We start from the raw sequence: 20,985 nt of genomic DNA, 5'->3' as shown, positions 1-20,985 counted from the left end.
TTGGCACTTATTGTCCTGAAGTAAAAATTACTCGGTACATCCTTCCCGCCTTCTAGAGTCAATCAGGTGAACAATCTTCCAACCTGTATCGCTCTTGGCAATGGTAAAGGCATTTGCCCCACAATGGCTAAAATTTCCGTTCACCCAAAATTCGTAAGGTGTCCAAACATGAGCTAAGTTGCCATCTATACTAACTTTATAGTCTAACAAACGTTCGTCCCATTTTTGATCTGCAGGCCTTTTTGCTATGGCAAGTAATAAATCGGTTACACTTCCTTCCGTTATCTTGGCTACTCCATCTTTTGTAGAAAAAGCCGTTTGCAGCTGTACCTTGTTGGCTAATGTACTTCGCATAATTAGCGTGTCGCCTTTGTGAAACCCTTCAAAAAAGGTATCTACAAGGTGTTTTGCATCTTGCGGCGTAAAAGATGATTGTGCTGAAATAGATACTGAAATGAAAAGTGTAAAACAGAAAAGAATAGTTTTCATAGCGTAATTATAAAAAGGTTCAATATCAAAAGTAGTACTTTTACAGTTCAAAATGTTACAAATATGAGCGTTGCTAAAAAAGAATATAAGCGTATTACTACCAAAACTCTGGTAGACATGAAAAAGAAAGGCGATAAAATTTCGATGCTAACCGCATACGATTTTACCATGGCCAAAATTGTAGATGGCGCCGGAATTGAGGTCATTTTAGTTGGCGATTCTGCCTCTAATGTTATGGCGGGTCATGAAACCACACTACCCATTACATTAGATCAAATGATTTATCATGCGTCTTCTGTGGTACGCGGAATAACACGTAGCTTGGTCGTAGTAGACATCCCTTTTGGAAGCTACCAAAGTGACCCAAAAGAAGCATTGCGTTCTGCCATTAGAATTATGAAAGAAAGCGGGGCACATGCTGTTAAAGTTGAAGGTGGTAAAGAAATTAAAGAGTCTGTAAAGCGTATTCTTAACGCAGGTATTCCAGTGATGGGGCATTTAGGGCTTACGCCTCAATCTATCTACAAATTTGGAACCTATACCGTTCGTGCAAAAGAGGAAGAAGAAGCAGAAAAACTAAAGCAAGACGCACTTTTACTTGAAAAAGCAGGGTGTTTTGCCATTGTTCTTGAAAAAGTACCCGCTAAATTGGCCGAAGAAGTCGCTAAAAGCCTCACCATCCCAATTATTGGTATTGGTGCTGGAAATGGTGTAGATGGACAAGTTCTTGTTACACATGATATGATAGGTATGACATACGAATTTAATCCTAGGTTTTTGCGCCGTTATTTAGATCTGTATGCTGAAATGACCGGTGCTTTTGAGCAATATATCGACGACGTAAAGACAGGAAGCTTTCCGAATGACAGCGAACAATACTAAAATAGCTATGATTAAAAAAACATTGACAAGAGTACTGTTTGTATTTCTTTTATGCTCATCGAACCTCCTACTGTCGCAAAATCAATTTGAAGATAAAATTATTGAAGACAGTACCATTATGGCAGATGCTATTAAGCGTGGAGATTTTGAAACGTTAGCCGATTACACATATCCATATATTATTGAGTTGATGGGAGGAAGAGATACTATGATATCACTTACAGAAAATGCGACAACTCAAATGAAGCAACAGGGAATTGATTTTAAGACAGTTGTGTTAGGAAAACCTGCTGAAATATACAAAGCCGGAGAAGAGCTACACTGCTTAGTACCGCAAACTATAGAATTAACGACTCCACAAGGTATTATCGTAAATAAATCGTATTTGCTTGCCGTATCATCAAATAACGGAAAGCGATGGTATTTTATTGATGCAACACAATTAACAGACGAAAATGTACTTGATATCTTCCCAAATTTTAATTCCAATTTGAAAATTCCTGCGCAAACGCCTCCAGAATTTATTTCAAACTAACTTCTTTATCAATACTATTTAAACAAAAACCTTTTAAGTACTTTTACTGAAAGCACCTAACTACTAAATCGATTTAATTCTTTAAAATTTCCGAAGAAATAGATTGCTATGCATGCATACTACTTTCTAGAATAGCCGTATTTTTACATTCAATAAAATTTCAAACCATGGACTTAAAAGCAAAAATGTTGCGTGACGACGCGTTAAAAGGAAAGACAATTATTGTTACAGGGGGCGGAAGTGGCTTAGGAAAGTCTATGACGACCTACTTTTTAGAATTAGGTGCTAATGTGGTCATCACTTCTAGAAACATTGATAAATTACAGACGGTAAAAAAAGAACTGGAAGAACAAACAGGAGGAACAGTGCTACCAGTACAGTGCGATGTAAGGCATTACGAAGAGGTTGAGGCCATGATAAAAGCTGCACACGACGCGTTTGGTAGTGTAGATGTGCTACTTAACAATGCCGCAGGAAATTTTATTTCTCCTACAGAGCGTCTTTCGGCAAATGCCTTTGATACGATTATTGATATTGTTTTAAAAGGAACAAAAAATTGCACCTTAGCTTTAGGAAAACATTGGATTGCCAAAAAAGAAACGAATAAAACAGTACTTAATATCGTCACCACATACGCCTATACAGGATCTGCTTATGTAGTGCCTAGTGCTACAGCCAAAGCTGGTGTACTAGCGATGACAAGATCGCTCGCAGTAGAATGGGCAAAATATGGCATACGATTTAATGCAATAGCTCCAGGCCCCTTCCCGACCAAAGGCGCTTGGGACAGGTTACTACCAGGCGAATTAAAAGAGAAATTCAATTTGGCCAAAAAAGTCCCATTAAAACGAGTGGGCGACCATCAAGAGCTCGCCAATCTCGCAGCCTATTTAGTGTCAGATTTTGCGCAATACCTCAATGGTGAAGTTATTACCATAGATGGTGGTGAATGGCTTAAAGGCGCTGGGCAAATGAATTTATTAGAAGAAGTGCCCGAAGAAATGTGGGATATGCTGGAGATGATGATACGGTCGAAAAAAAATAAGTCGTAAACAAATTCCTCATCTTCCAAGGTGGCGAAAGGTGAAAAACAATTAATTTTTGATTGTGTTTGCCGATTTGGCTGGTGATATTTTAATTGGTTAATAACTTCTGAAAATTTATGAAAATCGCAAGACTTTTAAGTATCCTGCTACTACTTACTACAACCATTTCTGTCGCACAATCTGATGATGCAGATACCGATGCCAAATATTTTGTAAGTGCCTTTGGTGGACTTAATTTTAGTCAGATGCATTCTAGTGGTGTCATTTATGAAGATACCAATTTTGGAACAGGGTATAGTCTAGGGCTTCAGTTTAATGTTTTTCCTGACTATGAATTCAGCAATTTTTACTTGCGATTAGCGGGATATTATTCTAAAGAAACTTCAGAAAACAACAGCACTTTTCTTTTTCAAAATCAGTCAGTTGCTACCAAAGCGGCAATTAGTTTTGCCAATGCTGAACTCTTCTTTGCCTATCGTTTTGCTACACAAACCAAAGTAGATGGCTACATAGGTGCTGGGTTTTTATTTCAGCAGAAAATTTCAAAAGATGATGATGCCTATACCTTTATTGATGAAAACGGATTAGAATTCCCCATATTTGATGTTGAAAATTTTAACGCACCTCTTGCCTATCAAACGAAAGGGCCAAAAGCGGCTCTAGGGCCATTTGTTGAAATTGGTGCATTTGTACCTGCAGGAAACAAGTTGTTAGGTGTTTCTGGCGGCGTTCAGTATTCATATTTCTTCACAAACAGTTCTGGACAACTGAAATTAGAAAAAACAAACCTCTACCTTAGAGCAAGTTACGAACTGTTTTAATAAGGCTATAGGTTCATTTAATTTGTTCACTTCCTGTTAACAAAATTCGTTTTCTCCCCGCATAATTAATCGTATTTTTATCCTTCAAACGGAAACAAACTTAATGGGTAAAATAATTGCTATTGCTAACCAGAAAGGTGGGGTAGGTAAAACTACCACAAGTGTAAATTTAGCTGCTTCGCTAGGGGTACTAGAGAAAAAGGTATTGCTTATTGATGCAGATCCTCAAGCCAATGCAACTTCAGGATTGGGAATTGATGTAGAAAGTGTAGAAATTGGAACCTACCAACTGCTAGAACATAGCGTAGCGACCAAAGATGCCATTGTAAAAACGGCATCGCCTAATCTAGATATTATCCCTTCGCACATAGACCTTGTTGCTATTGAAATAGAACTGGTAGACAAAGAGCAAAGAGAATACATGATGAAGCAGGCTATTACTAGCCTAAAAGATGACTACGATTTTATTCTCATAGATTGTGCACCCTCTTTGGGTTTGCTTACCTTAAATGCCCTCACAGCGGCAGATGCAGTTATTATACCAATTCAATGTGAATATTTTGCATTAGAGGGGCTAGGCAAACTACTAAACACTGTTAAAAGCGTACAAAAAATACACAATGAGCATCTAGACATTGAAGGTTTACTTTTAACGATGTACGACTCACGCCTGCGTCTCTCCAACCAAGTTGTAGACGAAGTGAAAAAACATTTTGACCAAATGGTGTTTAAAACAATCATTCAGCGTAATGTGCGTTTAAGTGAAGCACCTAGCTATGGTGAGAGCATTATTAGTTATGACGCTGGTAGTAAAGGTGCTAATAATTACTTAAGTTTGGCACAAGAATTAATTGAAAAAAATGCTGAAAAGTAACGTGCCATCGTAGCAGGTTACTTAAAAAAACATCCGCCTTTACGGGCAATAATTATGGCAAAAGCAACAAAAAAACAAGCGCTTGGACGTGGGCTCTCTGCACTGCTGAAAGATCCTGCCAACGATATACAATCTGCTAAAGACAAAAACGCCGATAAGGTGGTGGGTAATATTGTTGAACTTGAGCTTGCCGCTATAGAAGTAAATCCGTTTCAACCCCGAACTAGCTTTAATGAAGAGTCATTACGAGAGTTAGCTTCATCTATTAAAGAATTAGGTGTTATTCAGCCCATCACAGTTCGTAAATTAGGATTTAACAACTATCAATTAGTAAGTGGGGAACGACGCTTCCGCGCTTCTAAACTTATTGGCCTTGATAGCATTCCTGCGTACATCAGGATTGCCAACGATCAAGAGTCGTTAGAAATGGCTTTGGTTGAAAATATTCAACGACAAGATTTAGACCCCATTGAGATTGCGCTTTCCTACCAACGACTTATTGAAGAAGTTCAAGTTACTCAAGAAGAGCTGAGTGACCGTGTAGGTAAAAATAGATCGACTATAGCAAATTACTTACGTCTTTTAAAACTAGACCCAATCATTCAAACAGGAATGCGAGATGGCTTTATCTCCATGGGCCACGGGCGAGCTTTAATTAACGTAGAAGACCTAAATGATCAACTAGATATTTATGAGAAGATTTTAGGCAACAAGCTTTCGGTACGGGCTACCGAAGCCTTAGTACGTTCATATAAATCGCCTACCGATAGTGATGCTCCTGTAAAAAAAGCACTACCAACCTACGCCAACAAAGCCAGGAGAGAACTAACAGATATTTTAGATAGCAATGTTGCCGTTAAAGTTTCTAAGTCAGGAAAAGGACAATTTGTAGTGCCATTTAAAAATAAGGAAGATTTTAATCGAATCCTCGGTATTTTAAAAAGTGAGAAATAAACTTCTACATATTCTCTTTGTTCTTTTTGCGCTTCCGTTATTGGCACAAACTAGTGATTCTTTACAAGTTAAAGAAGACACGCAATTGGTTGTAAAAGATACCCTAATACAAAAAGAACTGTACAATCCTTTAGCTCCAAGCAAGGCGGCTTTCTACTCTGCCGTATTACCGGGGTTGGGACAAGCGTACAATAAAAAATATTGGAAAATCCCCATTATTTATGCGGGAATTGGCACAGGGATTTACTTTCACATAAAAAATGATCAAGACTACGATAGGTTTAGAAATGCCTATAAAAGAAGGTTAGCAGGATTTACAGACGACGAGTTTTTTGGAGATGGCGCAACGGCGGCAATAAGTGACGATAGACTTATAGACGCCCAACGCTCTGCACAACGAAATAAAGATGTAAGCTTAATTGTTGCTATTGCCTTCTATTTGGTAAATGTGATTGATGCAAATGTAGATGCACACCTTAGGCAGTTTAACGTGAGTGATGATTTATCTCTTACTCCCAATTTTGAGGTCAACCCTATAGATACACAACCAAATTACGGACTTGCACTAAAATTAAAGCTACAATGAAGTTAGCATTACTTGGATATGGTAAAATGGGTGCTATCATTGGCACATTGGCTGAAGCTAAGGGGCATGAAATAGTCTATAAGAAAGGGAGTAGCTTCGAAGATGGCGTATTTAGTGAGGCAGATGTGGCTATAGAGTTTTCAATTCCCGAAGCAGCAGTTACTAATATTTCTAAGTGCTTAGAAGCTGGCATTCCGGTAGTTTCAGGAACCACTGGATGGCTTTCGAGCTATGAAGAAATGATAAAAAAATGTGAAGACTGTAACGGAAGTTTCATCTATGCGTCCAATTTCAGTATTGGCGTAAATCTATTTTTTAACATAAATGCCTATGCTGCCAAATTAATGGCACCTTGGAAAGAATATGATATTTCCGTAGAAGAAATTCATCATACACAAAAAAAAGACGCGCCTAGTGGTACAGCAATTACCATAGCCGAAGAAATTATTGAAAACACCCATAAAAAAGAATGGAAACTCGACGGAGGCGCTAACGATGAAATTTCCATTATTGCCAAACGAGAAGGGGATGTAAAAGGAACACATAGTGTTTATTATACATCAGATATAGACACTATTTCTATAAAACATGAGGCACATACCCGTGAAGGTTTTGCAAAAGGTGCTATTTTAGCTGCCGAGTGGTTGGTAGGAAAACAAGGTGTGTATACAATGAAAGACGTACTTGGCATAAAATAGAATTAACGACTAGCAAAATTAAAATACGCAAGTACCGAGTTACTTAAGCATAAAATAACATTTTTACAGAAAAAACATGAGTTGGACGAGTTGGTTACTATTTATATTGATTGTACAAGTAATTCATTTCTTAGGAACTTGGAAATTGTACGTTAAAGCAGGAAGAAAAGCATGGGAGGCTGGAGTGCCAGTTTACAACGCCGTTGTTCTCATGAAGATTATTAATAGACCATGGTGGTGGACAATTCTTCTTTTTATTCCAATTGTTAACCTTATTATGTTTCCAGTTGTTTGGGTCGAAACCCTTCGAAGTTTTGGTCGAAATAGCGCACTAGACACGGCATTAGGCATCTTAACCTTTGGTCTCTACATCTATTATATTAATTATACTCAAGACGTTACGCATATTGCCGATAGAAGCTTAAAGCCTAGAACATCTGCAGGAGAATGGGTAAGTTCTATTCTGTTTGCTGTGGTGGCGGCTACCATTGTACATACCTATGTAATGCAACCATTTACTATCCCAACCTCATCGCTTGAAAAAACGTTATTGGTAGGTGATTTCTTATTTGTAAGTAAATTTCATTACGGTGCGCGTGTTCCTATTACGCCGCTTGCCTTCCCTATGGTTCATGATACCATCCCGGTAGTACGAACCAAATCTTATATTTCGAGCCCCGAAGTACCTTACTTTAGGCTTCCTGGCTTTCAGAAGATAAAGAGAAATGATATTGTGGTGTTTAGTTGGCCAATAGATGAGTTCGAAAATATTGGTCCACCACCTTCTGGTTATGCCTATAAACCTATCGATAAAAAATCGAATTATGTAAAACGTTGTGTTGGTATTCCGGGCGATTCGCTTTCTATAAAAAACGGAAGTGTTTATATTAATGGAGAACCTTTAGAGTTGAATGATCGCGCGCGGTTACAGTTTGGTTATCAGGTGTTAACCAACAAGCCTTTAAACTTAGAGTTTGTAAAAGACCGCTATGATATTTCAGATATTTATCCTTTAAACCAAGAACGCACGGCCTACTTATTTCACGCAACAGATGCTGCCTTAGAGAAATTTAGAAATTATCCAGACGTTGTAAAAGTTGTAGCTATGAGTGAAATAGATAGTGGCTACGACCAAAATGTATTTCCGCATGATGCTCAATACGCCTTTAATAATAATTTCTTTGGCCCTATTTATATTCCAGAAGCAGGCAAGACAGTAGCTATTACTGCGGAAAGCATCCCTTTTTACAAACGTATCCTAGAAGTATATGAAGGGAGCGAAATGGGATTAGACAACAAGATTACCCAAAACGGAACTCAAGTACTATTAAACGGGCAACCCATTACCGAGTATACCTTTAAAATGGATTACTACTGGATGATGGGTGATAACAGAAACAACTCTCAAGACGCGCGTACCTGGGGATATGTGCCTTTTAATCACGTAGTAGGAAAACCAGTATTTGTTTGGGCAAGTTTCGACAATACAAACAGAGGTGTTTTTAACTGGAAACCTCGTTGGGACCGGTTCTTTACAACGGTTGGAGGAAATGGAGAGACAGTCTCTTATTTCAAATTTTTCTTAATTGCTTTGGTAGGACTCTTTGGTTTTAACTATTTCAGAAAGAAGCGTAAATCGGCTGCTAAATAAGCAATGTAAGCCATTACAAGGTTAAGATACTGTATGAAAACTGTTTTAGTACATCCTACGTATTTCCCTAGTATTGTGCAAATGGCGGCACTTGCACAGGCAGAAGCCGTTGTGTTTGAAGTTTGTGGTAATTACCAGAAACAAACCTACCGTAATCGCTGCTATATTGCACATACCAATGGAAAATTACTACTTAATGTTCCGGTAAAGCACAGCAAAGATAAAACCCGACAGAAAATGAGCGAAGTGGTTGCTGAAAACGCTTTTCCTTGGCAAAAAGAGCATTGGAGAAGTATTCAGAATGCATACAGAACATCTCCTTTTTTTGAATTTTACGAAGATGATTTAGCGCCTTTGTTTCAGACGCCTGTAACCACTATTCTAAATTTCAATTTAGCCATTTATGATGTGCTTGCTGAAATGGTCGGTTTGCAAGTCCCTGCTTCAAAAACAACTACTTATGAGGTCTCTCCAAACGTAACCGATTTAAGAAATTTGGCGATTGCCAAAAGTAAAATAGTTTATCCTTTAGACACCTATACTCAAGTTTTAGGAGCACACCACGAGTGGTTGCCTAATCTTTCCATTTTAGACCTACTCTTTAATGAAGGGCCAAATGCCCTACTCTATCTTGAAAGCCAGGATTTGAGCTTGTTAGCATAAACCATTGGTTTTGTACTATTTCAGTATCACCTTTGAAAATATAGGGTAATGATCAGAAAAGGTGGTCTTAAACCTATTAAAGCTTACAACCTCTAAATTTTCCGAAGCAAATATAAAATCAATGCGCATTGGGTAGAAGTCAAACATAAAGGTAGTACCAATTCCATTCCCTTTTTCTAAAAAAGTGTCTTGCATAGTAGCACTAAACAATCTATGTACATATGAAAAAGGCGTATTGTTGAAATCGCCCGCCAACAGAACCGGGTAGGGCGATTGTTCTTTATGAGCTAAAATTTCTTTGGCTTGTGCCTCTTGACGTACAAATGCAGAAGAAAGTCGCTGCCGTACCCGCTCCTTATCTTCGTCTTGCAGCTCTCCAACCGATGGAGCAATGCCAATAGACTGTAGGTGCAAATTATAAACTCTAACGGTGTCTGTGCCTACGAGAACATCTGCAAATAATGCATTGTTATGTGTCTTTTTAAAATCGAATGCCCCTTGGTTTACGATAGGATATTTAGAATAAATAGCATGCCCAAAGTTATTGGTGCTTCTGGCGTGAATGTATTTATAAGGGTATTCTGAAAAATCTGTGTCATTTTTACCATAAAATTCTTGAAGGCAAATAATATCGGGCATTTCGCTCGCAAGAATATTAGACAAGGTTGTTGAAGCTTCCTTTAGGGTGTTTCCTTCTTCATAAAGATTAAACAAGTGAACGTTGTATGAAAGAATACTCAGAGATGTGTCTGTTTCAGCAACGATCCCTTCTGACGAGAATTTATAAAACGGGTTAAAGACAAAATATGCAATTAATAAGGCTATAGCCGATAATAAAAATGCTCGTTTCCTTCTTAATAACCAATAGAGTAAAAAGAAAAAATTAAGACCTAATAAGGGTGAAACTGCAAGGCTAAGTATAGAGAGTGTAGGCGATTGGCTGGGTGGCACAAAGGGTAAAAAAAAACTTAGTATTAATAAAAATACTGTCAGGGAGTTAACCCAAAATAAAAGCTTTCCGAAAAACCCCAATTTTTTCATGTACTAAATATCGCTACTCTTTTCCTGCCTTAAACAAAAAATCTTTTTCCGCTTTGGTCAAACTATCGTACCCACTCTTGCCAATTTTATCTAGAATAGCGTCAATTTTTTTTTGGTTGGCAGTAACAGGAGACTTGCTACTAGAACGACTTGAAGCGGTAGTTGTTGTGCGATGTACCTTTTTAAATGGTTTTTGTTTTCGGGTTTTAAAAAGATTTGTGAACCAGTCTATCGTGGCTTCAAACCATTTACCAATATCGTTACCTTTTGCCAGCTGTTTTGCATAAACATATCCGAAGAGAGCGCCGCCTAAGTGTGCTAGCATACCTCCTTCATTGCCAGCCACAGGCAACCTAATTAAATCCATTAGCACTAGAAAAACTGCAATGTGCCAAAGTTTAATATTCCATTTAAACAAACGCATTTCTGCATTGGGTGTATACGTAGCAATAAAGACAATGATAGCAGTTACAGAACCAGATGCTCCAATTAAGTCACTACGTGAGTTTTCAAACACTGGAAATAGGTTATAGCTTACTACGTATAGTAATCCGCCAAAAATTGCTCCTAGCAGATATATGGTTAACAAACGTTTACCCGTAAATAGATTAAGCACATAATTTCCGAAGTAATACAACCACAGCATATTAAATAGTAAATGCCAAAAACCAAAATGCAAGAAGCTGTAGGTGAGAAATGCCCAAGGCTGTACTATAACCTCTGAGATGGCATCTGGCAGCATAAACCATGCTACTAGGCTCTTTGGGGCTATTTGCATAAAAAAAGCTGTCAATCGTACTACTAAAAAAATAAGAAGATTCACCACAATCAACTTAATGACTACGTTCGCGGTTTTGAATTGATATGACAGATTGTTCGTGTTCATGGTTGCATTTAATTCCAGCGGGTACTATTAAAGCTATTCTTTTTCCAATAATACGCCATAATAAAACCTGCAATAGCTCCTCCAACATGCGCAAAGTGCGCTATAGGCCCGATAGAGTATGATGTAAGTCCAAAAAACAGGTCCATGGCTATAACACCAGGTACAAAATATTTCGCTTTAATAGGTATGGGTAAAAAGATGAGCATAAGCGGTGTGTTTGGAAACGTCATAGCAAAAGCTACCAATATTCCGTAGAGGGCACCCGAAGCTCCAAGCATTACCGAGTTGAACGGCTGTAAAATATCCATAGTTCCTTCTTGCCCACCAAGAACAGTTTCCCAGCGCGTATCGTACATATAGGCTCCAGAATTTAATGTTTCAAATATTTCGGCACGGTCAAAGCCAGCGGCTATTAAAGTATCTAAGGCGCTATTAAATTGAAAATATAAGATTCCCGTATATAGCAGTAGCGACCCTAATCCTGCTGAGATGTAAAAGAAAATAAACTTCTTTTTACCCCACATTTGTTCAAGGGGTGTACCAAACATCCACACTCCAAACATGTTGAAGAGTATATGATAAAATGCAATGCCTCCCCCCTGTTCATAGCTGGCATGCATAAACATATGGGTAATAATTTGCCAAGGTTTAAATCCGTCACTTAACGGAAAGTGCATGGCAAATAAATTAGTCATTACATCACCATTCTTTCCAATAAGTAGTGTGGCTACCCAGAAAATCACGTTTATGATAATGATATGTTTAACGGTATCGCTTATTCTATTCATCTATTGAAACTTTTTATCGAGGTCGTTTGCGTCTATAGTAACAAGTACGGCCGTATTATCTGGTGAAACACTTGGTTCTTTGCATGCAAACAGGCGGTGTACCAAATGTTCTTGTGCTTCTTTACTTAAGGTAGTTCCAGATTTTATCGCCATGCTTTTCGCCATGCTCTTCGCAAGCAAATCGTTCTGACTAAACCCGGCGTCTGGTACTTCTTCTTTAATATCTCTAACCAACTTTTCTAATGTACTTCCAGCTAGACTCTCTGTAAGTGATATAGGCAAGCCTGTAAGCTGTATAGTGTCTTCTTCTGTTTCACCAAATACAAACCCGGTGTGCTCTAGTGCTTCCTTAAGACTTTCAAGTATCACCAAATCTGGTTTCGAAAAGTGTAACTGTAATGGAAATAAAAGTTGTTGGCTCACTCCTTCGTTTACCGTTATATTTTTTAGTAATTCTTCGTACAACACTCTATAATGAGCCAAATGCTGATGAATTACAAGCATCCCGTTTTTTATGGTGCTAATGATGTATTTATTCTGAAGTTGAAATGTAGTATGTGTTGTTTGTTCTTCGGAAGTAGTAAAAAGACTACCCGTAATTTCGTCACTCTCGTACTCTACATTATCAAAAGCACTACTCGTATCTATATCTGAAGGTTTTGAAAGCACATCGTCATCTTTCAGTCCAACATACAACGATTCCCATTGTGGTTGTTTTTTCTCCCGCTTAAAAGGAAAGCTGATGTTACGTTGTTTAGGAGTTGTATCTTCTACAAACGGATTAAAACTACTATCTACTTCAATTTTAGGGGCAGAAGGATGCTTTTTAGCGTACGAATATGGTGTTTCAAACCCGGTATCTTTATTAAAATCGAGTACGGGAGCCACGTTAAATTGCCCAAGTGCATGTTTTATGGTAGCCCGTAACATAGCATAAATACTATGTTCATCGTCAAATTTAATTTCAGTTTTAGTAGGATGAATGTTTATATCGATAGACTTTGGGTCTACTTCTAAAAATAAAAAATACCCGGGATGCGTTCCTTGCTTTAGAAGTCCTTCAAATGCTGCTGAAACAGCGTGGTGTAAATACGGACTCTTTATAAACCTATTGTTTACAAAAAAGAACTGCTCTCCTCTACTCTTTTTTCCAAATTCTGGTTTTAGTGCGAAGCCCGAAACTTTTACAATTTCGGTATCCTCTGCAACAGGAACCAGTTTCTCGTTCGTCTTATTTCCGAAGATATTCACAATACGCTGTCTGCTATTACTCACAGGCAAGTTAAATAGCGCATTGTCGTTATGCGTTAGAACTAAGGCTATTGAGGGGTGTGCGAGAGCAACGCGGTGAAACTCATCGATGATATGTCGCATTTCTACGGCATTACTTTTTAAAAAGTTACGCCTTGCAGGAATGTTATAGAATAAGTTTTTTACTGAAATAGTCGTACCATTTGGAGCTACTGCAGGTTCTTGAGAAGTCACCTGACTTCCTTCTATAGCGATTTCGGTACCAACTTCGTCTTCTTCTCGCTTTGTTTTTAACGTAACATGCGCAATGGCTGCAATGGAGGCAAGTGCTTCTCCACGAAATCCTTTGGTGCTGAGATTAAATAAATCGTCTGCAATTTTTATCTTACTGGTAGCGTGCCGTTCAAAACTAAGGCGGGCATCTGTGGTAGACATACCAATACCGTTGTCTGTAACTTGCACAAGTGTTTTTCCTGCGTCTTTTACAATAAGGGTAATACTTGTTGCTTTCGCATCAATGGCATTTTCTAGCAATTCTTTTACTACAGAAGCTGGGCGTTGCACCACTTCTCCAGCAGCAATTTGATTGGCAACATGATCGGGCAATAAGGCTATGATATCTGCCATGCAGAGTGCTAACTAAAAATTGTAAGGTCAAAGTCTAAAATCCATAAACAAACAAATACAAGAATTAACACAATGACAAGAATGGTTCTGTTAAATCCAGCATTACCTCTATTACGGCTTGCGTATCGAGCATCGCGCCAATGAGAACCAAAATCGTTTTTATTGTATGTTTCGTAGTACTTCTCAAACTTATTGGCGAAGTTGTACTCGTTGGCATCTTCTTTCCCCTTGTAGTAACGCGGAGTATAGTTGAAACGATTGTTGGGTTTGGTACGTTTTAAAAAGCTAACTTTCATATTGCTCGTATTACCTTCAAATGTACTTAAAATGTAGCAGTTTTTGAAGCGGTTTCACGAGGAATGTATTAACAATTTTTGTACCACGTTTTGTAAGACATATGTAAGTGTGAGTGGTAAGGGGTAGATTTTATTTAAAGATGCTTTCTATCTATTTATAGAATTTTGCATCTTTTCGCAACTGTGCCATTTTAATAGCGGCAATAGCGGCTTCTGTTCCTTTGTTGCCGTGTTTACCACCACTTCGGTCTATAGACTGTTGTATAGTATTATCGGTAAGCACACAGAATATTACAGGTATATCGCCTTGTACATTAAGATCTTTAATGCCCTGCGCCACGGCCTCACATACATAGTCAAAATGTTTAGTTTCACCTTGAATAACGCTACCAATTGCAATCACTGCATCTAGCATGTCGAAGCTTTGGGTCATTTTCTTACAACCATAAATTAGCTCGTAGCTCCCAGGAACATTCCATCGTACGATGTTCTCTTTTTGTCCGCCACAATCTAAAATAGCATCAAAAGCTCCTTGAAACATCCCTTGGGTGATGTTCTCATTCCATTCAGAAACAACAATCCCAAACCGAAAATCTTTCGCGTTTGGGATTGCAGTCTTATCGTAAACCGATAAATTGTTGTTTGTAGTTGCCATATTTATTGCCCGAGAAGCCGGGAAATTTTTACTGCATTGCTTCTACAGCACCTTTATAACCTTTTGCCTTTGTTGCTTCGGCAGAAGTAGGATAGTTTTCATCTAGCGCAGCAAAATGTTTTAAGGCAACATCTGCTTTTCCTAAATTCATAGCTATTACACCTGCTTTCAGTAAGAACCTTGGAGTTGTTACTTCATTGGTTCTCATTGAAGCGGCTTCTTCGTAATATTTTAATGCTTCTTCCTTCTGGTCTAATTGCGCAAAGGCATCACCTATTGCACCTTTTGCCAATGGGGCTAGCATTTCATCATCACTTTTAAAATTATCTAAGTGGTTGATTGCTTCTTGGTATTTGCTTGTACTTAAATAAGCCATCCCCGCGTAGTACTCTGCAAGATTTCCTGCTTTGGTACCACCATAGTTGTCTATAATTTCAAGAAAGCCATATTTTCCTCTACCACCATTTAAAGAAAGGTCGTATAAAGAATCTTTTACTGCCGAAGTATTACTAAGCGCTTGCTCAAAAAACTCCTGTGCCTGAAACATTTCGTTCATGGCCTCAGTCTCCTTTGGCTCCTGAACCCATTGCTGATAGCCTAAATATCCTAAAACCGCAACTGCGATCACTCCAACCACAGTTAAGATGGCTTTCTGGTTTTTTTCTACCCAAGCCTCCGTTTTGGATGCACCTTCATCTAAGGTGTTAAACACCTCTGCCGTTGCACTACCGTCTTCGATAACTTCTTCTTTCTCTGCTTTGGTCTTAGGCTTATAGCCTCTCTTTTTATATGTAGCCATTATTTTTGGTTTACTAACGCGCAAAAATAAAATTTTTATTAGAAATTAAAAGGGAAAAAAGTTCTTATTTTTCAATAATTTGCAGCTAGATTTCTGCGGAAATTTTATTCATTCACAAAAACTACAATCCCTTTGTTTGCATGCACTTAACTTCTGTTTCACTTATTAACTACAAGAATTTTGAAGCCGAAAGTTTTCAGTTCGACCCTAAGATTAACTGTTTTGTTGGTAAAAACGGTGTTGGAAAGACCAATGTTTTAGACGCAATCTATCATCTTTCCTTCGGAAAAAGCTATTTCAACCCAATTACAGGACAAAACATAAAACACGGTGAAGATTTCTTTGTTATTGAAGGAAACTACCAGAAAAATGACCGAGATGAAAAGGTAATTGTTAGCGCAAAAAGTGGGCAAAAAAAACTAATTAAGCGAAATGGCAAGGCGTATGAAAAGTTTAGTGAGCATATAGGATTTCTTCCGTTGGTAATAATTTCTCCGGCAGATCGAGATCTCATAACGGAAGGCAGCGATACTAGGCGAAAATTTATGGACGGTGTTATTTCACAAGGAGATCCTCACTACCTCCATACTCTTATTAATTATAACAAAGTACTTGCGCAGCGTAACGCATTACTCAAATACTTTGCTGCAAATAGAACATTTAATGGCGACCAACTAAGTATTTACGACACTCAACTACATGAGTTGGGCACCCCAATATTTGAAAAACGAGCGGCTTTTGTAAAAGAATTCACCCCTATTTTTCTAGAACGCTATACCTCTATTAGCAACGGTTCTGAAAAAGTGAGTCTAAGCTACAGGAGTCAGCTAGCAGAACAACCGTTATCACAGCTGTTACAAGAAAACCAATCGAAAGACAAACTAACGCAGTACAGTAATTTTGGGATTCATAAAGATGATCTAAAGTTTAAGATAGATGAATTTCCTGTGAAGAAATTTGGATCACAAGGACAACAAAAATCGTATTTAATTGCATTGAAATTGGCACAATTCGATTTTATAAAAACACAAAGTAAAGAGACGCCTATTCTATTGTTAGACGATATTTTCGACAAACTAGACGAGCAACGCGTGGCCCAGCTCATTTCTTTGGTAGACAATGCACATTTCGGACAACTATTTATAAGTGATACCCACCCAGAACGCACCGAAGCGATTGTTAAGGAAGTAAGTCAGACCTATAAAATGTTTCTATTAGCTAGGGAATGATAAAGGCGTTTCGATAACAGATTAACCGCGATAACTCTAGAACCAAAACACATGAAAAAATTTCTATTCATAACAAGTTGCATCGTACTATTTTCTTCCTGCGGAAAGCAAGATATAGTGATAAACAAAGAAAATCTTAATGGCTATTGGACTATAGAAAAAGTAGTTTTAACAGATGGCAATGAAAAGAAGTTTCAGATGAGTACGACAGTAGATTTTATTGAGGTAAATGGCAATGCTGGTGTTCGCAAAAAAATGCAACCCAGACTTGATGGTACTTTTATAACGAATAATGACGCAGAAACATTTCAGCTAAAGGTAGAAGACGATAGTTTACGAATGTATTATAAAACCCCATACGATTCGTGGAAAGAAACAGTGTTAAAAGCAAAGGATAGTAGTTTAGTAGTCTTAAATAGTGATGGAAAAACGTACTTTTACAAGAAGTTTGAAAAATTTGATTTCAACTAATTTACTACACATTTAAAGAATATGGCCAAGAGAAACGCAGAAGAAACTCCAATAGGTGATGTTTTAAAGCAATTTATTTCATCCAATCGGTTGGAAAAAGGATTAGATAAGGTTTCTATTCAGGATGCTTGGCACAATGTACTGGGGGAAGCTATCTCAAAATACACAACAGCTATTTCATTAGACCGAGATACGCTATATGTGAGTTTAAGTTCTTCTGTACTTAGGGAGGAGCTAAGTTATGGAAAAGAAAAAATCATAAAACTTCTTAATGAAGAAGTGAACAAAACGTTAGTAACCAAATTGATTTTACGTTAACTAGAAGTAATCACCTTTCTACACAACCAACAAAAAAACCCTTCCACCAATAATGCAGAAGGGTTTGTACTAAAATTTCAGAATATATCTTAGAACATCTCGCGTCCTGAAAAATGAAATGCTCCTTCAATAGCAGCGTTTTCGTCACTATCACTTCCGTGAACAGCGTTTTCGCTTATAGAATCTGCAAACATTTTACGAATGGTACCTTCTGCAGCATCTGCTGGGTTAGTAGCACCAATAAGTGTACGGAAATCTTCTACCGCATTCGCTTTTTCTAAAATGGCAGCCACAATTGGTCCTCTTGTCATATATTCTACCAACTCACCAAAAAATGGACGCTCTTTGTGCACACCGTAAAACTCTTGGGCATCGGCCAAAGTCATTTGTGTTAATTTCATTGCAACGATTCGGAAACCGCTCGCTGTAATTTTCTCTAAAATAGCACCAACGTGTCCTTTTTCAACACTGTCTGGCTTTAACATTGTAAACGTTCTATCTGTTCTCATAGGTTTTTAAAATTTTGGCAAAAATAGGTATTTAATACACAATGACAAGTGCTTAACAATTGTTTAATAATGGCTTTTTATATGAAATTGAATTATAAGTCTTAGAAAAAGGATAAATCGTATCTTCGCATTCTATGAAAAATGAATTGGCGCATCAAGTAAAACAACTCCTTAACACCTCCAAACAAATTGTTATTGTAGGACATAAAAATCCTGACGGAGACGCAATAGGTTCATGTTTAGCTCTTTCTCAATTTTTAGATCAGCTTGGGCATAAAACGCAGGTTATCATGCCAAATGACTTCCCAGATTTTTTAAAATGGATGCCTGGATGTCAAGATATCATCATCTACGATAAACAAAAAGAAACAGCAGAAGCCCATCTAACTGCAGCCAATATAGTTTGTACATTAGACTTTAACGCTTTAGATCGTGTAGGAGAAATGCAAGGTGCCTTAGAATCATGTCAAGCTACTTTTGTGATGATAGATCACCATCAAGCGCCAGGAGCGTACGCCGCCGTTACATATAGTGATGTACGTATGAGCTCTACTGCCGAAATGGTCTATCATTTTATAGCAGGATTAGACGGATTGGAACTTTTGTCTCCGTCTATGGCAACAAATCTATACACAGGAATCATGACCGACACAGGAAGCTTTCGGTTTCCGGCCACCTCTCCTACTACCCATAAGGTAATTGCGCATCTCATGGAGGCCGGTGCTAATGGCACTCAAATTCATGAAAATATTTACGACACAAATACTCCAGACCGATTAAGACTTCTTGGTCTTGCCTTGCAAAACATGAAGATCTTAGAGCCTTATAACGCAGCATACATTACGCTTTCTCAAGAAGAATTAGACAGTAATAATTTTAAAAAGGGCGATACAGAAGGGTTTGTAAACTATGCACTTTCTGTATTGGGGGTTAAATTTGCTGTGATTTTTATTGAAAGCAAGCAAGATGCTATTGTAAAAATTTCATTCAGAAGTAAAGGTGCCTTTTCGGTAAATGAATTTGCACGAACTCATTACAACGGTGGAGGGCACACAAATGCCGCTGGGGGCAGAAGCAACAAATCGTTGCAAGAAACCGTTACTGAATTTATTAGTATATTGCCGAACTATAAAAATGCCCTGAATACCAATGCATAAATTTTCTTACGTCCTACTATTGCTCATGCTTGTGGTATCTTGTAAAAGTCCAGAAGCACGCAGGCCCGAACAGCGCTTTTCAGGGAGTTTTATTAAAAAATCTGCCGAGAGAAACAAAGAATTGTACCAAAAAGAAGAGGCATTTATTACGCAACTTATCGCTCAAAGCCCAGATACAGAATTTGAATCGTCTCCTAATGGCTTTTGGTATTTCTACAATAGTAAAGACACGTTAGCAACTGCGGTGCCAAAAAAAGGAGACGTAGTGACATTTACGTATAATGTGAAAGACCTTAAAGGCGCTACCATTCTAACTGAAGCTGATAATGGACTGCAACACTATAAGATAGATGAAAGCAATCAAGAGCTTATTTCAGGAATTAGAGATGGGCTTAAGTTAATGAAGGAAGGTGAGACAATTACCTTTATATTTCCATCGTACAAAGCATACGGATATTATGGTATAGAAGAAAAACTTGCCACAAATACACCTATTCAAAGTACAGTGACCTTAAAATCGATTGAAACAACAGAGAATAACTAAAACAAAATTTGATTAAAAGATGAAAAAAATATCGCTTTATGCCCTTGTTATTTTAACCTTGGCAGTAACCATGACAGCTTGTGAAGACAAGTATCCAGAATTAGGAGATGGAGTTTATGCCGAATTTATTACGAATAAAGGAACTTTCGTAGCAAAACTATATAACGAAGAAACACCACTTACAGTGGCAAACTTCGTAGGGTTAGCTGAAGGGAAAAATGAAATGGTAGATTCTACCTATAAAGGAAAGCCTTACTTTAACGGACTTACCTTTCACCGTGTCATGAAAGACTTTATGATTCAAGGAGGAGATCCTTTGGCAAGTGGAATGGGGAACCCAGGATATGTATTCCCAGATGAATTTGTAGATACACTAAAACACGACAGACCCGGAATTTTATCAATGGCCAATGGAGGTCCTGATAACAATGGAAGTCAGTTTTTTGTGACTGTAAAGCCTACACCGTGGCTAGATGGCAAGCATTCTGTTTTTGGAGAGATTGTAATTGGATACGACATTGTAGAAGCAATTAGCTTAGTTCCGGTGACAAAACCTGGCGACAAACCTATTGACGATGTCATCATGCAGGAGGTAAATATTATCAATAAAGGAAATCAGAAAGTGATGAACTTTAGCGATAAAATGGCCGATATTGAAGCTGAAGAAAAAGCGAAGCTTGAACAAATGAACAAAATGAAGAGTGATAAAGCTCAGATGTTTGTAGCCAAAAAGGGAGAAGCAACCGAATTAGATTCTGGTTTAAAAATGCTATACACTGAAAAAGGTGATGGCCCACAACCAGCAATTGGTGATAAAGTACTAGTACATTGTACAGGCTACCTTACTAATGGAGACCTTTTCTTTACTACCTATAAGGATGTAGCCATAGACTATGACGTGTTAAACCCTAGAAACCCATACGACCCATTAACAACAGATTATAGTCCAGAAGCACAGCTCATTGCTGGTTTTAGAGAAGGACTGTTGGATATGAAATTTGGTGACAAAGCCCTCATGTATATCCCGTCACACCTAGGATATGGCGAAGCTGGAAACCCAAGAGCTAGAATACCAGGAAATACCGATCTGGTATTTGAAGTCGAACTCGTTGGACCAGCCAACTAATAATTTTTAAAAGCCCCAAGTTTGGGGCTTTTTTAATGCCTAAAATTAACTTCTTCCTTATTTAAAAAGTATATTTGCCGCTTTTTCAA

Annotated in this window: 25 protein-coding genes; 16 read left to right on the top strand and 9 right to left on the bottom strand. The window is 38.0% G+C overall.

From position 1 onward, the window contains the following. Positions 1-27: 27 nt before the first annotated feature. Complete coding sequence (locus G5B37_RS01075; protein WP_164678208.1) at positions 28-489, bottom strand: nuclear transport factor 2 family protein; 462 nt, start codon at positions 487-489, stop codon at positions 28-30. A gap of 63 nt (positions 490-552) precedes the next feature. On the opposite strand from G5B37_RS01075, the gene panB reads away from it, so the two are divergent. From panB to G5B37_RS01025, 10 genes are all read left to right on the top strand, one after another. Next, the gene (panB, locus tag G5B37_RS01070; RefSeq protein ID WP_164678206.1) at positions 553-1,371 is read left to right on the top strand and encodes a 3-methyl-2-oxobutanoate hydroxymethyltransferase; all 819 of its coding nucleotides are present in this window, start codon (positions 553-555) and stop codon (positions 1,369-1,371) included. A 22-nt stretch (positions 1,372-1,393) separates the two neighbouring features. After that, positions 1,394-1,906 carry a hypothetical protein gene (locus G5B37_RS01065; RefSeq protein WP_164678205.1) on the top strand — a complete coding sequence of 171 codons (513 nt, stop codon included), beginning with the start codon at positions 1,394-1,396 and terminating at the stop codon, positions 1,904-1,906. 167 nt (positions 1,907-2,073) lie between these two features. Then, on the top strand, positions 2,074-2,958 hold the full coding sequence (locus G5B37_RS01060; RefSeq protein ID WP_164678204.1) for an SDR family oxidoreductase: 885 nt from the start codon (positions 2,074-2,076) through the stop codon (positions 2,956-2,958). Positions 2,959-3,068: 110 nt separating this feature from the next. Further along, positions 3,069-3,773, top strand: coding sequence for a hypothetical protein (locus tag G5B37_RS01055; protein ID WP_164678203.1), 705 nt, complete (start codon positions 3,069-3,071; stop codon positions 3,771-3,773). 103 nt (positions 3,774-3,876) lie between these two features. Continuing rightward, a complete protein-coding gene (locus tag G5B37_RS01050; RefSeq protein ID WP_164678201.1) occupies positions 3,877-4,647 on the top strand; it encodes a ParA family protein in 771 nt (256 codons plus the stop codon). 54 nt (positions 4,648-4,701) lie between these two features. Next, positions 4,702-5,601, top strand: a complete 900-nt coding sequence (locus G5B37_RS01045) for a ParB/RepB/Spo0J family partition protein (RefSeq protein WP_164678200.1) — start codon at positions 4,702-4,704, stop codon at positions 5,599-5,601. Further along, positions 5,591-6,187 (top strand): DUF5683 domain-containing protein, encoded by a 597-nt coding sequence (locus G5B37_RS01040; protein WP_164678199.1) that lies wholly within the window; start codon positions 5,591-5,593, stop codon positions 6,185-6,187. Before G5B37_RS01045 ends, G5B37_RS01040 begins: the two co-directional genes overlap by 11 nt. Further along, the gene (gene dapB, locus G5B37_RS01035) at positions 6,184-6,885 is read left to right on the top strand and encodes a 4-hydroxy-tetrahydrodipicolinate reductase (protein ID WP_164678198.1); all 702 of its coding nucleotides are present in this window, start codon (positions 6,184-6,186) and stop codon (positions 6,883-6,885) included. The genes G5B37_RS01040 and dapB overlap by 4 nt, the downstream gene beginning before the upstream one ends. A gap of 76 nt (positions 6,886-6,961) precedes the next feature. Further along, positions 6,962-8,536 carry a signal peptidase I gene (gene lepB, locus G5B37_RS01030; protein WP_164678197.1) on the top strand — a complete coding sequence of 525 codons (1,575 nt, stop codon included), beginning with the start codon at positions 6,962-6,964 and terminating at the stop codon, positions 8,534-8,536. A gap of 33 nt (positions 8,537-8,569) precedes the next feature. Beyond that, the gene (locus G5B37_RS01025) at positions 8,570-9,199 is read left to right on the top strand and encodes a WbqC family protein (protein WP_164678196.1); all 630 of its coding nucleotides are present in this window, start codon (positions 8,570-8,572) and stop codon (positions 9,197-9,199) included. 15 nt (positions 9,200-9,214) lie between these two features. Here the strand turns inward: G5B37_RS01025 and G5B37_RS01020 are convergent, their stop codons facing one another. The 7 genes from G5B37_RS01020 to G5B37_RS00990 form a co-directional block, all read right to left on the bottom strand. Further along, on the bottom strand, positions 9,215-10,150 hold the full coding sequence (locus G5B37_RS01020) for an endonuclease/exonuclease/phosphatase family protein (RefSeq protein WP_164678195.1): 936 nt from the start codon (positions 10,148-10,150) through the stop codon (positions 9,215-9,217). Positions 10,151-10,253: 103 nt separating this feature from the next. Further along, positions 10,254-11,018 carry a rhomboid family intramembrane serine protease gene (locus G5B37_RS01015; protein ID WP_318527359.1) on the bottom strand — a complete coding sequence of 255 codons (765 nt, stop codon included), beginning with the start codon at positions 11,016-11,018 and terminating at the stop codon, positions 10,254-10,256. Positions 11,019-11,134: 116 nt separating this feature from the next. Beyond that, positions 11,135-11,914, bottom strand: coding sequence for a rhomboid family intramembrane serine protease (locus G5B37_RS01010; protein ID WP_164678192.1), 780 nt, complete (start codon positions 11,912-11,914; stop codon positions 11,135-11,137). Then, on the bottom strand, positions 11,915-13,792 hold the full coding sequence (mutL, locus tag G5B37_RS01005) for a DNA mismatch repair endonuclease MutL (RefSeq protein ID WP_164678190.1): 1,878 nt from the start codon (positions 13,790-13,792) through the stop codon (positions 11,915-11,917). A gap of 8 nt (positions 13,793-13,800) precedes the next feature. Then, positions 13,801-14,088, bottom strand: a complete 288-nt coding sequence (locus G5B37_RS01000) for a hypothetical protein (protein ID WP_164678188.1) — start codon at positions 14,086-14,088, stop codon at positions 13,801-13,803. Between the two features lie 151 nt (positions 14,089-14,239). Next, the gene (ribH, locus tag G5B37_RS00995; protein WP_164678187.1) at positions 14,240-14,743 is read right to left on the bottom strand and encodes a 6,7-dimethyl-8-ribityllumazine synthase; all 504 of its coding nucleotides are present in this window, start codon (positions 14,741-14,743) and stop codon (positions 14,240-14,242) included. 28 nt (positions 14,744-14,771) lie between these two features. Further along, entirely contained in the window at positions 14,772-15,542 is a 771-nt protein-coding gene (locus G5B37_RS00990) for a tetratricopeptide repeat protein (protein ID WP_164678186.1), read from the bottom strand. Between the two features lie 140 nt (positions 15,543-15,682). Here G5B37_RS00990 and recF point away from each other — a divergent pair, with 140 nt between their 5' ends. The 3 genes from recF to G5B37_RS00975 are packed head-to-tail and all read left to right on the top strand — an operon-like array spanning position 15,683 to position 17,560. After that, the gene (recF, locus tag G5B37_RS00985) at positions 15,683-16,771 is read left to right on the top strand and encodes a DNA replication/repair protein RecF (RefSeq protein ID WP_164678185.1); all 1,089 of its coding nucleotides are present in this window, start codon (positions 15,683-15,685) and stop codon (positions 16,769-16,771) included. 51 nt (positions 16,772-16,822) lie between these two features. Next, positions 16,823-17,242 (top strand): lipocalin family protein, encoded by a 420-nt coding sequence (locus G5B37_RS00980; RefSeq protein WP_164678184.1) that lies wholly within the window; start codon positions 16,823-16,825, stop codon positions 17,240-17,242. 21 nt (positions 17,243-17,263) lie between these two features. Then, entirely contained in the window at positions 17,264-17,560 is a 297-nt protein-coding gene (locus G5B37_RS00975; protein ID WP_164678183.1) for a DUF721 domain-containing protein, read from the top strand. 89 nt (positions 17,561-17,649) lie between these two features. Here the strand turns inward: G5B37_RS00975 and G5B37_RS00970 are convergent, their stop codons facing one another. Beyond that, positions 17,650-18,069 carry a nucleoside-diphosphate kinase gene (locus G5B37_RS00970; RefSeq protein ID WP_164678182.1) on the bottom strand — a complete coding sequence of 140 codons (420 nt, stop codon included), beginning with the start codon at positions 18,067-18,069 and terminating at the stop codon, positions 17,650-17,652. A 134-nt stretch (positions 18,070-18,203) separates the two neighbouring features. Between G5B37_RS00970 and G5B37_RS00965 the strand changes: the two genes are divergently transcribed. The 3 genes from G5B37_RS00965 to G5B37_RS00955 are packed head-to-tail and all read left to right on the top strand — an operon-like array spanning position 18,204 to position 20,896. Next, positions 18,204-19,226, top strand: coding sequence for a DHH family phosphoesterase (locus G5B37_RS00965; protein ID WP_164678181.1), 1,023 nt, complete (start codon positions 18,204-18,206; stop codon positions 19,224-19,226). Next, positions 19,219-19,770, top strand: a complete 552-nt coding sequence (gene gldI / locus G5B37_RS00960) for a gliding motility-associated peptidyl-prolyl isomerase GldI (RefSeq protein ID WP_164678180.1) — start codon at positions 19,219-19,221, stop codon at positions 19,768-19,770. The genes G5B37_RS00965 and gldI overlap by 8 nt, the downstream gene beginning before the upstream one ends. A 19-nt stretch (positions 19,771-19,789) precedes the next feature. Further along, positions 19,790-20,896 (top strand): peptidylprolyl isomerase, encoded by a 1,107-nt coding sequence (locus tag G5B37_RS00955; protein ID WP_164678179.1) that lies wholly within the window; start codon positions 19,790-19,792, stop codon positions 20,894-20,896. Positions 20,897-20,985: the final 89 nt, after the last annotated feature.

The sequence above is a fragment of the Rasiella rasia genome, assembly GCF_011044175.1.
In the GTDB taxonomy this organism is placed as follows: domain Bacteria; phylum Bacteroidota; class Bacteroidia; order Flavobacteriales; family Flavobacteriaceae; genus Marinirhabdus; species Marinirhabdus rasia.
This window is presented reverse-complemented; position numbering and strand designations above follow the sequence as displayed.

What these genes read in the sequence shown, in the direction of transcription:
- G5B37_RS01075 (WP_164678208.1), bottom strand. Translation starts at nt 489, where the DNA reads ATGAAAACTATTCTTTTCTGTTTTACACTTTTCATTTCAGTATCTATT.
- panB (WP_164678206.1), top strand. Translation starts at nt 553, where the DNA reads ATGAGCGTTGCTAAAAAAGAATATAAGCGTATTACTACCAAAACTCTG.
- G5B37_RS01060 (WP_164678204.1), top strand. Translation starts at nt 2,074, where the DNA reads ATGGACTTAAAAGCAAAAATGTTGCGTGACGACGCGTTAAAAGGAAAG.
- G5B37_RS01055 (WP_164678203.1), top strand. Translation starts at nt 3,069, where the DNA reads ATGAAAATCGCAAGACTTTTAAGTATCCTGCTACTACTTACTACAACC.
- G5B37_RS01050 (WP_164678201.1), top strand. Translation starts at nt 3,877, where the DNA reads ATGGGTAAAATAATTGCTATTGCTAACCAGAAAGGTGGGGTAGGTAAA.
- G5B37_RS01045 (WP_164678200.1), top strand. Translation starts at nt 4,702, where the DNA reads ATGGCAAAAGCAACAAAAAAACAAGCGCTTGGACGTGGGCTCTCTGCA.
- dapB (WP_164678198.1), top strand. Translation starts at nt 6,184, where the DNA reads ATGAAGTTAGCATTACTTGGATATGGTAAAATGGGTGCTATCATTGGC.
- lepB (WP_164678197.1), top strand. Translation starts at nt 6,962, where the DNA reads ATGAGTTGGACGAGTTGGTTACTATTTATATTGATTGTACAAGTAATT.
- G5B37_RS01025 (WP_164678196.1), top strand. Translation starts at nt 8,570, where the DNA reads ATGAAAACTGTTTTAGTACATCCTACGTATTTCCCTAGTATTGTGCAA.
- G5B37_RS01015 (WP_318527359.1), bottom strand. Translation starts at nt 11,018, where the DNA reads ATGCAAATAGCCCCAAAGAGCCTAGTAGCATGGTTTATGCTGCCAGAT.
- G5B37_RS01010 (WP_164678192.1), bottom strand. Translation starts at nt 11,914, where the DNA reads ATGAATAGAATAAGCGATACCGTTAAACATATCATTATCATAAACGTG.
- mutL (WP_164678190.1), bottom strand. Translation starts at nt 13,792, where the DNA reads ATGGCAGATATCATAGCCTTATTGCCCGATCATGTTGCCAATCAAATT.
- G5B37_RS01000 (WP_164678188.1), bottom strand. Translation starts at nt 14,088, where the DNA reads ATGAAAGTTAGCTTTTTAAAACGTACCAAACCCAACAATCGTTTCAAC.
- ribH (WP_164678187.1), bottom strand. Translation starts at nt 14,743, where the DNA reads ATGGCAACTACAAACAACAATTTATCGGTTTACGATAAGACTGCAATC.
- G5B37_RS00990 (WP_164678186.1), bottom strand. Translation starts at nt 15,542, where the DNA reads ATGGCTACATATAAAAAGAGAGGCTATAAGCCTAAGACCAAAGCAGAG.
- recF (WP_164678185.1), top strand. Translation starts at nt 15,683, where the DNA reads ATGCACTTAACTTCTGTTTCACTTATTAACTACAAGAATTTTGAAGCC.
- G5B37_RS00980 (WP_164678184.1), top strand. Translation starts at nt 16,823, where the DNA reads ATGAAAAAATTTCTATTCATAACAAGTTGCATCGTACTATTTTCTTCC.
- G5B37_RS00975 (WP_164678183.1), top strand. Translation starts at nt 17,264, where the DNA reads ATGGCCAAGAGAAACGCAGAAGAAACTCCAATAGGTGATGTTTTAAAG.
- G5B37_RS00970 (WP_164678182.1), bottom strand. Translation starts at nt 18,069, where the DNA reads ATGAGAACAGATAGAACGTTTACAATGTTAAAGCCAGACAGTGTTGAA.
- G5B37_RS00965 (WP_164678181.1), top strand. Translation starts at nt 18,204, where the DNA reads ATGAAAAATGAATTGGCGCATCAAGTAAAACAACTCCTTAACACCTCC.
- gldI (WP_164678180.1), top strand. Translation starts at nt 19,219, where the DNA reads ATGCATAAATTTTCTTACGTCCTACTATTGCTCATGCTTGTGGTATCT.
- G5B37_RS00955 (WP_164678179.1), top strand. Translation starts at nt 19,790, where the DNA reads ATGAAAAAAATATCGCTTTATGCCCTTGTTATTTTAACCTTGGCAGTA.